Consider the following 14,900-nt stretch of genomic DNA (forward strand, 5'->3'; position numbering starts at 1 on the left):
CCGGCGTAGCCCGTGCCACCAATCAGAATCATCTTCTTGGAGAAGTTGAGGATGGCGAAGTTCTTCTGGCGCGTGCCGTCCACGGCCGGGTCGGCCTCAAAGCCGGGGGCGCAGATAATGCTGAAGTCGGGCGTCCAGCTGGTGTCGGCGCCTTCAGCGGGGCGCAGGAACATGTTGTAGCAGAACAGGTTGTGCCAGGCCAGCTCGTTGACCACGCGCAGCTTCAGCTGATAGTCGGGGTTGGCGCCGGCGTAAGCGTCGCGCACGTAGATTTCCTTGTCGGCCAGGTACTGCACCATTTTCTGGTGTAGCTGTTCGAACTTGTCTTCGGCGAACGGAATATTGATGTCGCCCCACCACACGCTGTCGGCGGTGCCGGCGTCTTTCACCACGAAACGGTCTTTGGGGGAGCGGCCGGTGAACTGGCCGGTGTCGGCCATCAGGGCACCGGTGTCGGTGAGCACGCCTTCGTGGCGGCGCAGGGCTTCCTGCGTGAGCTGCTCAGGCGTCAGGTTCAGGTGCACCTGGGCGGCCTGCGTGATGCCCAGCGGAGCCAGGCGGGCGTCAAGCGTAGTCATAGGAGTAGGGGTAAAGTGGGAATTTGAGTGGGAAGGCTATAGCCGGAAGCCGCAGGCGACCAGACAGTAGCCGTGTTGTCCTAAAAAACCGCTTCCGGCCCACCCTATGTAATGGGCGGACAAACAAAACATGTGGGGCGAGGACCAGGGAGTGCAGACCGGAAAGGCAGTAGAGCAACTACTTCAACAAAACGGCATAAATTGTATGACAAAGCTACTGGCTGGCGCAGGAATCAAATGAGATGTTTCGGCATATTATCAGGACAAAAAGAACATTTTGCCTGGTAGTGGGCCGGCATCTTGACTCCACGTCAGCTAACAGGCCCTCTACTCCCCTTACCATGTCCAAGCAAATAGCTCACTACAACGGTCTTTACGGCGACGACAAGGCGCAGGTCTCGCACACCTACATCTACAGCCAACTGATTGCGCCGCGCAACCGCACCACCAACTGGGGCCTGAAACCGCATCTGCACGGCAACCTCTACCAGCTCTTTTTTTTGGAGGCCGGGCAGGCAACCCTCGATGCCGTGGCGGAGCCTATGGAGCTGGTGACGCCGTGCGTGGTGCTTATCCCGGCCGGCACGGTTCACGGCTTCACCTTCAGCCCACAGGTGAAAGGCCGTTCCCTCACAGTAGCCGAGGCATTGCTGGACACGATCCTGCAGGTGAGTCCTTCTATCCTGATTGAGCTTAACAGCCTGTATGTACTCAGCGACTTCACGGAGGAGGAGAGCTTTGCGGAGCTGCTGAACCTGGAGCGGCACATTCATGCCGAAATGCACTCCCAGCTACCGGAGCGGCAACTGGCCCTGAATGGCTATTTTAAGCTACTGTTTGTGAAGCTGTTCCGGCTCCTGAAGCACCAGGAGCGCAAAGCCGCCGGCAGCTCCAACCGCAACCTGCATTACTTCCACGAATTCCAGAAAAGCGTGGCCCGGGCGGCGCCGTTTGAGAAAAAGATTTCGGACTATGCGCGGGAGCTGAACATCACGCCGGTACACCTGAACCGCATCTGCCAGGCAGTAAAAGGCAAGTCGGCGCTGGAAATCGTGAATGCCAACACCATCCGGCGGGCGCACAACCACCTGGTGTACACGTCCTCCTCGATTTCCGAAATTGCCTACACCCTGCAGTTTGCCGATTCAGGCTACTTCACCCGCTTTTTCCGCAAGCATACGGGCCTGTCGCCGGTAGCCTACCGGGCCCAGGCCTACCGCGACGAGCCGCATGCCGGCAAGGCCGCCGCAGAACTCCCGCGCGCGAAGCAGCTGCCCACCTGAGACTGAAACTGGCCTACTTTACCGGGTCCGGTGGTGTGCGCCGTCCTTGAACCCAACTTTCTGCGTTATCTTGTTCCGCCCCCAACCAGCAGTAGCTGATGGGGCCTGTTTTCGACTTGTTATTTCTGGTGCCGTGACTCAGCCCTTAGCCGAAACCCTGACCCACCTGCGCGTTGGCAATCAGACGTTTCTGATCAAATTTTACCAGGAAAACCGCGACCTGTTTGCCCGCTGGGCCCGGCGGCAGCACCAGCTGCAGCCGGCGGTAGCGCACGAGCTGCTGCGCACGGTGCTGGTAGAATTCTACGACCAGGTGGCGGACGGACGGCTTACCAAGCTGCCCCCCGACCTCAGAGCGCACGTTTACGGCATGGCGGCCCAGAACCTGCAAACCACTACCGACGAATCCGATGTACTGCCGGCCGCTGAATCGGGGCGGCGCCGGCGACTGCTCGGGCTGTTCACGCAACTCACCGCCGATTGCCAGCAGGTGCTCATGTTTTTCTACTTCCGGGGCTATAATTTCGAGAAAGTAGCGGGCAAGATGGGCTTCGCCAACGCCACCGTGGCCCGCCTCCAGAAGTCGGGCTGCCTGCGCCGCCTCTACGACCTGCATCTGCGTGCACAACTGGCGGCTGACCCGGCTTCCGGCGACGCTTAAATTGTCTGCTGGTTCTGGCGGGCTTCTGCGTAGCTTCGCCGCTGTATCCTTCTCTCTGCTTATCCTTCTCTCGCCTCCTCTCGCTTATGACACCACCCATCGACCTGCGCCCCTACCTCGATGAGCTGGAACGCTTTGCCGATGGGCAGATGTCGGAGAGTGAGCAGGCTGCTTTTGAGTTGCGGATGGAGCAGGACGAGCAGCTAAGCGCGGCCTACGAAGCCTACGAGCGGTTTACGGCCGACCTGCGCTGGGTGGCCGGCCACGAAACCCTGCGCCACCGTCTCAAAGGGCTCGACAAGCGCCTCGACCAGCGCCAGGATGCGCTGGCCCGCATTCAGCGCCGCCGCCGCCGCACCCAGATCCGCTGGGGTGTAGCATCGGGGGTGCTGCTGGTGCTGGCAGGCCTAGCACTGTGGCTGTGGCTGCGCCCGCACACCCTGAGCCCCGACGAAGCCTGGGCGCGCTACTACTCCCCCGACCCCGGCCTGAGCGAAACCACTACCCAACGAACCGGCAACCTGCTGCTTACGGAAGCCATGCGCCAGTACCACAACGGCCAGTATCCGGAAGCGCTGCAGTCGATGCGCCGGATTTCCGAAGCCAGCCTGAGCCCCGATTCGCTCTATTATTATATGGGCGTAGTGCTCCTGCGCCAGGACGACGCCACGGCGGCCCGCACCTACCTGTTGCGCGCCAGCCGGCAGCCCGGCTCGGCCCTGGCCGGCAAGGCGCTCTATCATCTGGGGATGGCTCAATGGCGCACGGGCTTGCTTCCTCAGGCCAAAGCAACCCTGCAGACAGTGGCCGACGATGCCCAGAATCCTTATCAGGCAGAGGCCCGGAAAGTGCTGCAAGACAAGGCCGTATTTCCGCGTGACTAAGCTGATGGCTAATGAAGAAGAACTCGACGAAGCCGTAGTAACCGGAGCCGTAGCTTCTTCGTCTGGATAAGTATGACTTCTGCGCCTGCCCAATCGGCTGCTGTGCTGGCTTCTATCAGCATCATCATTCCCACCTATAAAGAGGCCGGCCACATCGGGCTGCTGCTGCGGCATTTGCGGGCGGTTGTGGACGCCGATGCGGCGCTGGAAATTCTGGTAGCCGATGCGCAGAGCCCCGATGCTACGGCCGCCGAGGCGCAGCAGGCCGGCGCCCGTGTGGTGCACTGCCCGCGCAAAGGCCGCGCCGCGCAGCTCAACTTCGGGGCCAGCCAGGCCACCGGCGACATTCTCTATTTCCTCCACGCCGATACGTATCCGCCCGCGGGTTTTGTGCAGGATATCAGGGCGGCAGTAGCGCAAGGAGCAGGCAGTGGCTGCTACCGGCTGCAGTTCGACCACCCCAGCTGGTTTCTGAAGGCTAATGCGTGGTTCACGCGTTTCGGTGCCGAGGTATTCCGCTTCGGCGACCAGAGCCTGTTCGTGCGGCGCACTGTGTTTGCGCAGTCAGGAGGCTACCGGGAAGATATGATTGTCTTTGAAGATCAGGAAATTACTCGGCGGCTTAAGCAACTGGCTCCTTTTCGGGTGCTGCCGGGATACATCGTCACATCGGCCCGTAAGTACCGCGAAAACGGGGTGGTGCGGCTACAGGGCATCTACTACCTCATCACGGCTATGTACCGGCTGGGCATGCCGCAGCAGCGTATGGTAGATGCTTACCGCCGCCTCATCCGGCAGGACAAGGTGTAGACACGCTCCATGCAGCATGCAGGGCGAGGCTTTTCGCTACTTTGTTTGGCGGCGTAGCGGATTCTGGATTAACTCGTTACCGATGAAGTTCTGGCCACCGGTGGCTTTGTATTGCTGGAATTTCTCCGCCTCCACCTTGCGGCGGTCTACGAAGTAGAGCCCTCCACGGAAGCCGCGCCGGCGCACCCAGTTGTTAATCAGAAAGGCGTGGGTCTTTTCCAGCTTGTTAACGCCACGGGTAGCAACACCATACTGGCCTTGGAAATACAGCCCCGGCCCTACCGGTGAACGCACGATGCTGGTAGTGTCGCCGTGGCGCAGGCGCTCCGTATCGGCCACCCAGTTGCCATTGATGATGTTTACGGCCGGATACGGCGACGGATTGCCCCACATTACGCGGCGCTGGGCCCCGTTTACGTTGGCAAACCACGGCAGATGCGACATCACGAAGGCCGAAAAATAGGCGTACTCCACCGGGTCGTAGTTTCGCTCCCGGAACACCAGCGTCACTTCGCGACGCTCCGTTTTTATCATGCGGCGCAGCTCTTTGCGGAAACGGGTATCGGCCAGATACTCCAGGGCTTCGGCGAAGTTGTTGAAGAGTACTGTCAGGCCGTTGTAGTGCACGGCCCCGTGTAGGTAGTTGATGGCGTGCGGCATCCGGCGGCGCGTGCCGTGCGGTATTTCCGGCGTCGGCACCGATTTACCTACCATCGTTGCCAGAAACTTGCCCACTTTGCTCACCAGTACCTCATCAGACTCCGGCGCATACCCAGCTTCGGCCCACTCGGTGGCTACCGCCGTCCGAAACACCACGTTACGGGGCCACACTGCCCCCTGGCCATCCGGCATTTGGCCACTCACCCACGGGTGGCTCGGCTCCAGCAGCCCCGCTGGCATCTTGTGCAGCGTGAGCAGGCGCATCACGTGCAAAGCACCACCGGTATTATGGATCAGGTTTCCGCGCACGATATTCTGGACCAGAAATGCCCGCTCCTTCACCCAGGCCCGCTTCCGGCGCCGGGCCGGCGCAAGAGCCGTATGGTGTAGGTGGGGCTGGGGCAGCGCCGGAGCGCCAGCAGGAGCAGAAGCTGGGATATCAGACATAACAGCGGCGGAGGAGAAGGATAATACGATGCTTTTAAAGCTACACGAATTGGCTGGCTCTTTTCGTATAAACGCCTGCTGAGATACTCAGAAAGCCTAACAATGTAAAGCTGCCACTACGATCAAAAAAAGAGCCGCTCCACCTGGAACGGCTCTTTCGGTGCTCTATAGAGCGTGTTTGAGAATTTATAAAAATGTCGTTTCCGTCATGCTGAGCCGGACGAAGCGGTAGAGATGCTTCGACAAGCTCAGCATGACAATTCCCAAACATGCTCTATACTGGCTGGCAGGCTACTGGCGTACGACGCGCTGGCGCAGCACCGTACCATTCAGGCGGGCCGTCAGCACGTAGGGGCCGGCGGGGCACTGCGGAGCAAGTTGCGTCTGGGTGAGGCCGGCCGCCAGTGGGGCCGTTTGCTCCCACACTACGCGGCCTACGGCATCCGTGAGGGTGAAAACGACGGGAGTCGCCGTAGGCATGGTCATTTCCACGGTCAGCTGCTGACCGAAGACCGTGGGGTACGCCGCCAGCTGCGTGGGCAGCCCTTCCTGGAAGGAAACCGTGGCCGGACCGTAGTAGGTGAGCTTGCCATCCTGGTCTTCCTGCCGCAGGCGGTAGTAGCGGATACCCTGCTTGCCTTCTTCCTGATCAACAAACTGATAGTTGCGCTTAGCTGCAGAGCCACCCTCACGAGCCGCCACGAAGCCAAGCTGCCGGAACTGGCGGCCATCGGTGCTTACTTCTACCCCAAAGCCACGGTTGTTGACTTCGGTAGCAGTGCTCCAGGTAATGAGAGCCTGGCGGCCTTGGCGCACCGCCTGAAATGCGCTAAGCCCAACTGGCAGCGGACGAAGCACGTCGCCGAGAGTCCAGCGTGAGAAACCATCGACACTGTTCAGCGTAGCGTAGCCGGCACCACTGCTGCTCACGCCGCGCATCTGCCAGTTCACGCCGGCATCCGTCGATTTAAAGAAGCGCAGATTGGCTGGCGTAATACCGTTGAGCTCATGAGCCAAGTAGCGCATCACCATACTCAGGTTCAGCCCATTGGGTGTGGTAGCCACCACATCGAAGTAGCGCTTGATGCCCTGGTTGCCGTTGGCGCTGGCGGCGGCCGTACCGGTTACGCGTAGCACATCTGTAGAGCCGGGCAGCACCGAGCCGCTGGCTGGGGTCAGCTCCAGGCCAAGGCCTCCGAACAACTCCGTGTTGTTGGCGCGCACGGTGCGGGTCGCCATCAGCTTGCCCAGTACATAGCTGTTATCCGACTCCGTGATGTTGGCCTGCTCCAGCAGCTCAATTGTGTGAGTGCCGGTTACCAGAATGCCGTTGGTCAGCGTCAATTGGCTGATGATGTCGGCATCGTTGGTGATGGTTTTGTTGCCGGAGCCGTTGATTTCCAGATTGAAATACACGCCACCGCTCACCAGCTGCGGCCCGTTGCCGGTAAGCTTCACCAAGCCCCCAACGCTGGTGAAGGTGCCGCCCTGGTTGTTCATGTCGCCCTTGATTTCGAGCGTGCCCTGGGTTTGGTTGTACGTACCGGAGGCGCTGTTTAGGAAGTTGCCTCTTACCAGCACGTCGCCGGCATTTTTGAGCACCCCGTCATTGCGCAGGTTGCCGCTTACGGTCAGGGCACCGCCTACTTCCACATTCACAATCTGGCCGCTGGCCACCGTGAAGTTGCTCAGGTCAGTATCAGCGCGCGAGTTGAGGCTGATAACGCCGCCTTGTCCGCTGTTGGTCACGTTCGTGACACTGATATTGGACACCGAAGCCCAACCGTTTTCCAGGCGCAGCGCCGTGAGGGGCTGCGTGGTGCTGGTCAGGCTTACGTTGCTGATCAGGTTGTTGCTCACGGTGGTGCTGGTGCCCGCGCCGCAGTTCACCACAATGCCCCGGAACTCGGCGCTGGTGTTTACCCAGGCACCACCGCTGGCAGCAGCAGCGCGCCCCCCAATGGTATTGCCGCTGATGACATTGTTGGTCGAGGAAGAGCCCGGCTCAAACGCAATAGCCGTTTGGGCAGTGTTGGGCATAGTGGCCGCGTCGTAGAAGAAGTCGTTGTTCGACACGTTCCAGTTCAGGCCGTTGCCGCTCTGTATCTGCAGGCCACTGCTCGTGAAGTTGGCTAGGTCGTTGTCGATGACGGTTGTGGCATCGTTCAGCGTACCGGGCTGAATGTTGAAAGCATACACCAGCGTTTTGGGCAGGCTGATGGCAGATGCGCTGGAAATCAGGTTGTCGCTGAGCGTGTTGTGGTCGTTGCCGGCACCGCCGCTGGCCGCGTTGCCAATGGTAATCACGCCCAGGCCCGGCATCTGGCAGCTCCCCAGTACGCGCGTCTGGCTGAGACTGTTGTGCGAGGCATCTCCCTGAAACAGCACGGTAGCCAGCGAAATATCCGTCTGGCGGAGGGTGAGCGTACGGGCATTGGCGCCATTGTGCCCGCTTATTACTACGTAGCTGCTGCCGGCCCCAAAGGTCAGGGTACCGTTGATTTCGGTGTATACCCCGGTAGCGGGCCGGATGGTGATGGGATTAGTAGCGGTGCCTGCCTTGTTGATTACTACGTTCTCCGTGTAGGAGGCGTCCAGCAGCTGAATTTCTACTGGCTGTGCTGCCACACCGGCAATAGAGCTGAGCGCCTGCGCAATAGTGGCGTAGGTGCCGGCGGCACCCACTGTTTTCACAATCGGGGCGGCCCATGCCGACGAGGAAGCCAGCAGAAATAAAGAACCAGCCAACCACCCGCGCAACTGGCGGGGCCGGGAAGAGGTAGCGGTAATAGGTAATGGTGTTTTCATGGTACCAGAAATGGGCAAGCGTGATTGAACAAGCGAAAGAGCAAGCCATTTCCATACAGAGTGGCCGGCTTCACAATCCAAGTATCCCATCTGCTGCATAGCAGATGTACCGCATAAGCGCAAGGCATAGTGCATACCTACAGCCGCAAGCTTCTTAGCAAAGTTTAATTACAGCTCTTTCGCTTAATCATATTTTATATGATCGTTCAAATATAGATTCAATTTGAATCTATGCAATAGGCATCATCTTTAATTTTGCATTATCAGCAGTAAGCCGCCTATGCACTCAATTATTATACTGCTTTAAAAAGCATTAAAAGCATTTTTTAACTTTACTATGCCAGAATACCTTCTCCCTGTTTTGACTTTTACAGCTACTCACTAGCTTCTCAAATCTTGTTTTATTGTTAACAACAGACGCCTGCAATCGAAGCACAATTATAACTATAACAACATAAGTTAGATATCCATTATAAACAATTTATCATATAATTATATTTTCCATTCCCTGCATGCGGGATAAATACCATTGCTCCCAAATACGAAAGCGACCAGCCTCTTTGCTTCGCGTTTTGCAAAAGCCAGGGGCTGGGCGCTTTCACGTCCATCAGTGCAGAAGTGAGTTCAGCGGCGAGCTATAGGATAGGGCTGCTCCCGGTTGGGTACTAGCGTCAGAGCGAAGGTGTCGAGGTTGAGGGCGGCCAGATGAGCCAGCTCCGGGTTGTGGCGGTATACACAGCCGGTGTCCAGGCCAATTGCACTACTGCGTACGCGCACCCGGCGCTGCACTTCGGCAGTAGGAGTGGGCACGTGGCCATGTACCAGCCGACGCCCCTGCAACCTAGAGTCATCAACCGTGAATTGCTTGATGTTAAGCATGGTATGCCAGTCGGTGCGCATCCGGTCGGGCGGGAGCTGAAAGTTGAACCCGGCATGTACCAGCGTAAAGCCCGGAATATCGAGCTGATAGGGCAGGGCACTCAGCCACCGCAGATAATGGTCCGGGATATCCTCGGCGCGACTTACCTCAAAGCTCTCCAGCGTTAGGCCCCGGTCGGCAGCAGATGCCCACGTGAGGTGACGATGGCCCAGTGCCGCATCAAGCAGCTCCTGGTCGTGGTTGCCGCGCAGGCAATGCACCTGGTAGCCCCGCGCCGACAGGGCCATGAGGTAGTCGAGCACCCCACGGCTATCGGGGCCCTTGTTCACGTAGTCGCCCAGCAGGTACAGTTCGTCGGTGGGCTGCAGCTGCAGCTCGTGCTCCAGCAGGTGCCGAAAGGTGCGCAGGCAGCCGTGCAGATCGGTAGAAACGTAGCGGGCCATAATAGAGCAGCGTAAGATAATAAGCAGAGCCGTAAAGAAGAAAAGAGCACCTTCTTCACAGAAAGTACTCTTTTGATACTACTTACAGCCTAGCTGTAGGGCGGCTTGTCGATATCGGGCTTGTCGAGGTTGCGGTTGGGGTGGCGCAGGCCGGCGTCAATAGCCTCCTGCTCCAGCCGCTCTTCCGTTTGCGCATCAAAGTCATTTACCGGCAGCGCATCGGCCTTGGCCTGGGTTTCCGTGTCGGGCTTGCGCGGACTATTCTGGCTCTGTTCGTTCTTATTGCTTTTCTCTGACATGGCAGTACACGTTAAATGAACGGAATATTACTGGTCGATGGCTGTGTCGGTGGCGTTGGGGTCGGTGAGGTCGGCGTTGGTGCCGGTTGGGCGGTCCATCTGGCCCATTCCCACACGTGAGTCGGGGTCCGACATTTCGTCGCGGCCCCGGCGGGCATCGTCGCGGTCCAGCTCGTCTACCGGGCGGCGGGCTTCCATCTCAACATCGTCTTCGGCGGGCATATCCTGGTTGGGGCGGTCGGGGCGGCCTTCGTCGGTGCTGCGGATGTTGTCGGGCGGCGAGCTGGCACGGTCGGCGTTTTCGTTGACTGACACGGCCGAGATGCCCGCGCCGCTGTCGGTGCCGTAGCCTTCCTTGCCTTCCCGGTTGCCGAAGCCGCCGCGGGCGTCCTCGTTCTTGGGCGGGTCGCCGCCGGGCGTGATGTGGCCGGCCTTCATTTCCTGCTCGGTAGTATCGTCGTTGATGACGCGTACGGGACGGTCGTTGGGGTCAATTGCCATAGGAATAGAGGTGTTGAGGTGGGGAACTGTCTGGAGGTATGTACTGTGGTTCGCGGCTTTGGGTTTAGGTTGTGCCACGCCAAAAGGTTTATGGCCCTGGCTATGCGCGGTAGCCCAGCCAAATCCAGCCCGCAGCCGTAAAACATGCCCGCAGCTGCATGCGGCACTCAATTTCATCTACCTACTTACTACTGCTGAACAGGAATCTGCCCGCAGCGTAGTATTAGGTGTTGCCGGCTCGCGCCAGACCAACGACCCTGCCAAGCCACAAACACGCCGTTTTTTGGGTGTCTACTGCCCACCACATCTGAATTTGAGCCGGTATGCGTAGCCGATACGTGGCCTTGTTCTTTACCTTTAGCTATGCCAAATGCTTTTCCTGGGCTGATTCCGGATAACGAAGGCCAACGTCTTGATGCGCTCAGCCAGTACGAGGTGCTTTTTCAGCCCAATCAGCCATTATTCAATGAGTTTGTAAGTATTCTGGCCAGGCTTTTCGCTGTCCCTATTGCCCTGGTGTCCTTAGTAGGAGCTGAGGAGGTAGTATTTGCCGGCAACGCGGGGCTGCAGGCAGTGGAGCGCACCTCCCGTTCCGCTAGTCTCTGCTCGGTAGCCGTGCTGCACGAAGGCATCACGGTGTTCGAAGACCTGGCGCAGCATCCGTGCGAGCTGGTCAATATGGATGCTGTGCGGGGGCTGCAGCTAGGCTTTTATGCCGGTCGGCCTCTCCGCTCCTCCGATGGCTCTGCCGTTGGCACACTGTGCGTGATAGACAGAAAACCCCGTCTGCTCTCCCTCACCGAGCAGGTATTGCTCGACTATATGGGGCAGGTAGCGTCGGATATTCTGCTGCTGGAGGCCAGCTTCGCCAACGACCAGACGTTGAGCCGTGAGTTGTGGCAGCGGGTACGGCAGCAGATTCAGTTTTCGCTCACCCGCATGGACACGTTAGCGGAGCTGAGCAAGCACGAGAATGACCAAACCACCGATGCCGCCCGCGCCTACCGCCAGTCCAGCCAGGAAGAAGCGCTGCTGGTAGTGCAAGCCATGCAGAAGGAGTTGAAACAGGCACTGGCCAGCATCAGCCGCTGAACCAACCGTGCACAAGGTGATAGAATTGCGGCTTCTTATCTTGCCATTATACTAGGCTATGTCTGAAAAGAAGCCTTGTGTAACTCAGAGCATGGCTGCACGATAGTAGATGCCGGCGCTGCTGTTGGTGCCGTAGCCTTCCCGGTTGCCGAAACCGCCGCGGGTGTCCTCGTTCTTGAGTGAGTCGTCGGTATGAGCTTAGCTTTGGTATCGCCAGTTCTCTAAAATATTCCTGCCTTTCCCTGGTTTATCATGTCTGATGCTCCTCTGCCCGCCATTCGTTCCGTTGAGAGCCTACTGCAGCACCTGGAAGCCGGGGCGGCCGTCAAGTACCTGTATTTCTGGGGCCACACCGGCGCCGGCCACATCGGTAAGGAAGTGTTCAGCCAATGGTATCCGGCACCATTTGAGGTGGCCGGCGACACCTACGCTACCGCCGAGCACTATATGATGGCTGAAAAAGCCCGCTTGTTTCAGGACGAAGCCGCCCGGCAGGCCATTCTGGCGTCTACCCATCCCGACCAAGCAAAAAAGCTGGGCCGCACCGTCCGCAACTTCGAGGAAGCCCACTGAATGCCGCCCGTTTTGCTATTGTGGTGCAAAGCAACGTGGCTAAGTTCAAGCAGCATCCGGCGTTGCGGGCGTTTCTGCTCGGCACGGGTTCCCGCGTCCTCGTAGAGGCCAGCCCCGTAGACCCGGTGTGGGGCATCGGATTGGCGCAAAACCACCCGCAGGCTGCCAATCCGGCTGAATGGCACGGCCTCAATCTGCTGGGCTTTGCTCTGATGGAAGTCCGGAATATCCTTGTTTAACTCCAATGCCCATGTGGACCGAACACGACAACGCCCTTACCTGCCGCTACCGCTTCCCCGACTTCAAAACGGCCTTCGCCTTCATGACCGACGTGGCCGAAGCCGCCGAGGCGCAGGACCATCACCCGTGGTGGGCCAATGAGTACAATACCGTGGAGTTCCGGCTGCGCTCCCACGACGCCGGCAACACCGTAACCAAGCGTGACCACCGGCTGGCAGAGCGCATTGAGGAGTTGGCCACCCGGCATGGGGCCGAGTCTGTAGCTTAGGCGGCACGGCCCTACCTTTGCTGCCATGTCAGAACCCACGCCCACGCTGCTCTACCTCGTGCCCACGCCCATCGGCAACCTGGAGGATATTACCCTGCGGGCCATCCGGATACTGGGCGAAGTAGATACCGTGCTGGCCGAAGACACGCGCACCAGTGGCCGCCTGCTGCAGCATCTGGGCCTGAAAAAGCCCATGCTCAGCTACCACCTGCACAACGAGCACCAGCAGGTGCAGCGCCTGCTCGACCGGCTGGAGAAAGGAGAAACCATGGCCCTCGTGTCGGATGCCGGCACGCCCGGAATTTCGGACCCCGGCTTTCTGTTGGTGCGCGAGTGCCTGGCCCGGGGCCTGAAAGTAGAATGCCTGCCCGGCGCCACGGCCTTCGTGCCGGCGCTGCTCAAGTCGGGGTTCGGGGCCGAGCGATTCACGTTTGAGGGGTTTCTGCCGGTGAAGAAGGGCCGCCAGACCCGCCTCAAGGAGCTGGCCCAGGAGCACCGCACCATGATTTTCTACGAGTCGCCGCACCGGATTGTGAAGACGCTGGAGCAGCTGGCCGAAGTGCTGGGCCCCGACCGGCCGGCCTCCGTGAGCCGCGAGCTGACTAAGCTGTTTGAGGAAACCGTAACGGCCCCGTTGGCCGAGCTGGCTGCCAACTTTGCGGCCCGCGCGGCCATCAAAGGCGAAATTGTACTGGTGGTACAGGGTCGCGAGAAAGAAGAACGTATCAAGCAGGACCGCTACGCAACCGACGACCGTGACGAATAACTCCACCCTGGCTTCTCCCGAAACGCGGACCTCACCGCCTACTGGCCTGGCCTACTGGCTGCCTAGCCTGCTGGCCCTGCTGAGCGCCGGCCTGCTGTGGCTGGGCTGGCCCGTGCACCCGGCCGGGCTGGCGCTGATGCTGCTGGTGGCCTGGGTGCCCTACCTGCGCCTGGAGCAACTGCTCACGCAACGCGGCGCCAGCGGCTGGAAGGTATTCCGCTACACTTACCTCTGCCTGGTGCTCTGGAACGCCTTCACTACTTATTGGGTGAGCTACAGCACCTTAGGCGGTGGCATTACGGCCGTGGTCTGCAATGCGCTGATGATGTGTGCGCCCGTCATGGCGTTCTACCACACCAAGCGGCTGGCCGGCCCGGCGCTGGGTTACTTTTCCTTACCCGTCTATTGGATTGCCTTCGAGCAGCTGCACCTGCACTGGGACCTAACCTGGCCCTGGCTTACGCTCGGCAACGGCTTCGCGCAGGCTAACTACCTGGTGCAGTGGTACGAGTACACCGGCTTTCTAGGCGGTTCGGTCTGGATGTGGCTGGTGAATATTCTGGTGTTTGGGGCGCTGTTCCGCTCCTCGGCCAGCAGCCCGGCCCGGCGCTGGCTGGCACCGGCGTTGGCCACGCTACTGCCCATGCTGGCCTCTTTCCTGATTGGCAGCCAATACCAGGAGAAAGGCAAAACGGCCGAGGTAGTTGTGGTGCAGCCCAACGTCGACCCGTTTCTGGAAAAATTCAGCAGCACGCCCAACTTCATTCCCTACGACGAGCAGATTACGCGCCTGATCAGCCTTACCGAGCAGCAGCTTACGCCCCAGACCAAACTGGTGCTCTGGCCCGAAACAGCGCTGGAGGAATCGTATTTTGAGCAGACATTCGATTCGAACCCGAAAGTATTTCGGCTGCGTTCCTGGCTGTCCACGCACCCCGGCCTAGAACTGATTACGGGCATTACCAGCGTCACGACCTACCCGACCAAGGAAACCGCAACGCCCACCGCTCGCTTCCGCGACGACCTGGGCTTTTATGATGTCTCGAACACGGCCGTGCATCTGCCGGGTGCTACCGGCGCTGCCATGTTCTATCACAAGTCGCGGCTCGTGCCGGGCGTGGAGAAAGTGCCGGTGGCGCTGGCCAAGCTCGTCAACAACATCGACCTGGGCGGGTTCGTTGGCTCGTATGGCAGCCAGGAGGAGCGTACCGTGTTTCGCACCTCGGACCCGAACCTGCGCCTTGCCCCCTCCATTTGCTACGAGTCGGTGTACGGCGACTTCATGGCCGAATACATGCAGAACGGCGCCACGCTCATCGGCATCATCACCAACGACGGCTGGTGGTCCGACTCGCCCGGCCACGAGCAGCACCTGCAGTACGCCACGCTCCGCGCCATCGAAACCCGCCGCGACGTGGCCCGTTCCGCCAACACCGGCATTTCGGCGTTCATCAATCAGAAAGGCGAAATCGTGACGCGCACGGGCTGGTGGGTGCAGGCGGCCAGCCGCCACACCGTGCATCTCAACGAAGAGCTGACCTTCTATGTCCGCCACGGGGAGCTGATTGGCCCTGCAACGCAGATGCTGGCCGTAGTGCTGCTGGGCTTTACGGTAATGCAGGGCCTGCGGCGCCGTAAACAACCTGCCATCTAATTCCGCCTGTCATCCTGCAAAGGCGCAGGCCGGCAGCCGCTTTTCTGACTTTA

At 59.6% G+C, this 14,900-nt stretch carries 14 protein-coding genes and 1 pseudogene; 9 read left to right on the forward strand and 6 right to left on the reverse strand.

All coding sequences use genetic code 11. The annotated features are described in order from the left end of the window. The coding region (locus IC231_RS00005; RefSeq protein WP_190782595.1) for a phosphoenolpyruvate carboxykinase (ATP) at positions 1-578 on the reverse strand (578 nt) is incomplete at its 3' end. Positions 579-919: 341 nt separating this feature from the next. On the opposite strand from IC231_RS00005, the gene IC231_RS00010 reads away from it, so the two are divergent. The 4 genes from IC231_RS00010 (at position 920) to IC231_RS00025 (ending at position 4,216) form a co-directional block, all read left to right on the forward strand. Then, entirely contained in the window at positions 920-1,861 is a 942-nt protein-coding gene (locus IC231_RS00010) for an AraC family transcriptional regulator (protein ID WP_190782596.1), read from the forward strand. 133 nt (positions 1,862-1,994) lie between these two features. After that, positions 1,995-2,522, forward strand: a complete 528-nt coding sequence (locus tag IC231_RS00015; protein WP_190782597.1) for a helix-turn-helix domain-containing protein — start codon at positions 1,995-1,997, stop codon at positions 2,520-2,522. 86 nt (positions 2,523-2,608) lie between these two features. Further along, positions 2,609-3,406, forward strand: a complete 798-nt coding sequence (locus IC231_RS00020) for a tetratricopeptide repeat protein (RefSeq protein WP_190782598.1) — start codon at positions 2,609-2,611, stop codon at positions 3,404-3,406. 72 nt (positions 3,407-3,478) lie between these two features. Then, on the forward strand, positions 3,479-4,216 hold the full coding sequence (locus IC231_RS00025; protein ID WP_190782599.1) for a TIGR04283 family arsenosugar biosynthesis glycosyltransferase: 738 nt from the start codon (positions 3,479-3,481) through the stop codon (positions 4,214-4,216). Between the two features lie 36 nt (positions 4,217-4,252). Here the strand turns inward: IC231_RS00025 and IC231_RS00030 are convergent, their stop codons facing one another. The 5 genes from IC231_RS00030 to IC231_RS00050 form a co-directional block, all read right to left on the reverse strand. After that, the gene (locus IC231_RS00030) at positions 4,253-5,323 is read right to left on the reverse strand and encodes a hypothetical protein (protein ID WP_190782600.1); all 1,071 of its coding nucleotides are present in this window, start codon (positions 5,321-5,323) and stop codon (positions 4,253-4,255) included. Positions 5,324-5,614: 291 nt separating this feature from the next. Then, on the reverse strand, positions 5,615-8,131 hold the full coding sequence (locus IC231_RS00035) for an autotransporter outer membrane beta-barrel domain-containing protein (protein ID WP_190782601.1): 2,517 nt from the start codon (positions 8,129-8,131) through the stop codon (positions 5,615-5,617). A gap of 624 nt (positions 8,132-8,755) precedes the next feature. Continuing rightward, a complete protein-coding gene (locus IC231_RS00040; protein WP_190782602.1) occupies positions 8,756-9,454 on the reverse strand; it encodes a metallophosphoesterase family protein in 699 nt (232 codons plus the stop codon). Between the two features lie 89 nt (positions 9,455-9,543). Next, entirely contained in the window at positions 9,544-9,753 is a 210-nt protein-coding gene (locus tag IC231_RS00045; RefSeq protein ID WP_190782603.1) for a hypothetical protein, read from the reverse strand. Positions 9,754-9,780: 27 nt separating this feature from the next. Then, on the reverse strand, positions 9,781-10,254 hold the full coding sequence (locus tag IC231_RS00050) for a hypothetical protein (protein WP_190782604.1): 474 nt from the start codon (positions 10,252-10,254) through the stop codon (positions 9,781-9,783). Between the two features lie 363 nt (positions 10,255-10,617). Between IC231_RS00050 and IC231_RS00055 the strand changes: the two genes are divergently transcribed. The 5 genes and pseudogenes from IC231_RS00055 (at position 10,618) to lnt (ending at position 14,847) form a co-directional block, all read left to right on the forward strand. Continuing rightward, complete coding sequence (locus IC231_RS00055; RefSeq protein ID WP_190782605.1) at positions 10,618-11,346, forward strand: GAF domain-containing protein; 729 nt, start codon at positions 10,618-10,620, stop codon at positions 11,344-11,346. Positions 11,347-11,598: 252 nt separating this feature from the next. Next, a pseudogene (locus IC231_RS00060) lies at positions 11,599-12,158 on the forward strand (NADAR family protein). A gap of 11 nt (positions 12,159-12,169) precedes the next feature. Next, positions 12,170-12,427: a 4a-hydroxytetrahydrobiopterin dehydratase gene (locus IC231_RS00065; protein ID WP_190782606.1), complete on the forward strand. Its 258-nt coding sequence runs from the start codon at positions 12,170-12,172 to the stop codon at positions 12,425-12,427. Positions 12,428-12,452: 25 nt separating this feature from the next. Then, positions 12,453-13,193 (forward strand): 16S rRNA (cytidine(1402)-2'-O)-methyltransferase, encoded by a 741-nt coding sequence (rsmI, locus tag IC231_RS00070; RefSeq protein ID WP_190782607.1) that lies wholly within the window; start codon positions 12,453-12,455, stop codon positions 13,191-13,193. Continuing rightward, the gene (gene lnt / locus IC231_RS00075) at positions 13,183-14,847 is read left to right on the forward strand and encodes an apolipoprotein N-acyltransferase (RefSeq protein ID WP_211538782.1); all 1,665 of its coding nucleotides are present in this window, start codon (positions 13,183-13,185) and stop codon (positions 14,845-14,847) included. Before rsmI ends, lnt begins: the two co-directional genes overlap by 11 nt. The last annotated feature ends 53 nt before the right edge of the window (positions 14,848-14,900 follow it).

The sequence above is a fragment of the Hymenobacter duratus genome, from assembly GCF_014698995.1.
In the GTDB taxonomy this organism is placed as follows: Bacteria; Bacteroidota; Bacteroidia; order Cytophagales; family Hymenobacteraceae; genus Hymenobacter; species Hymenobacter duratus.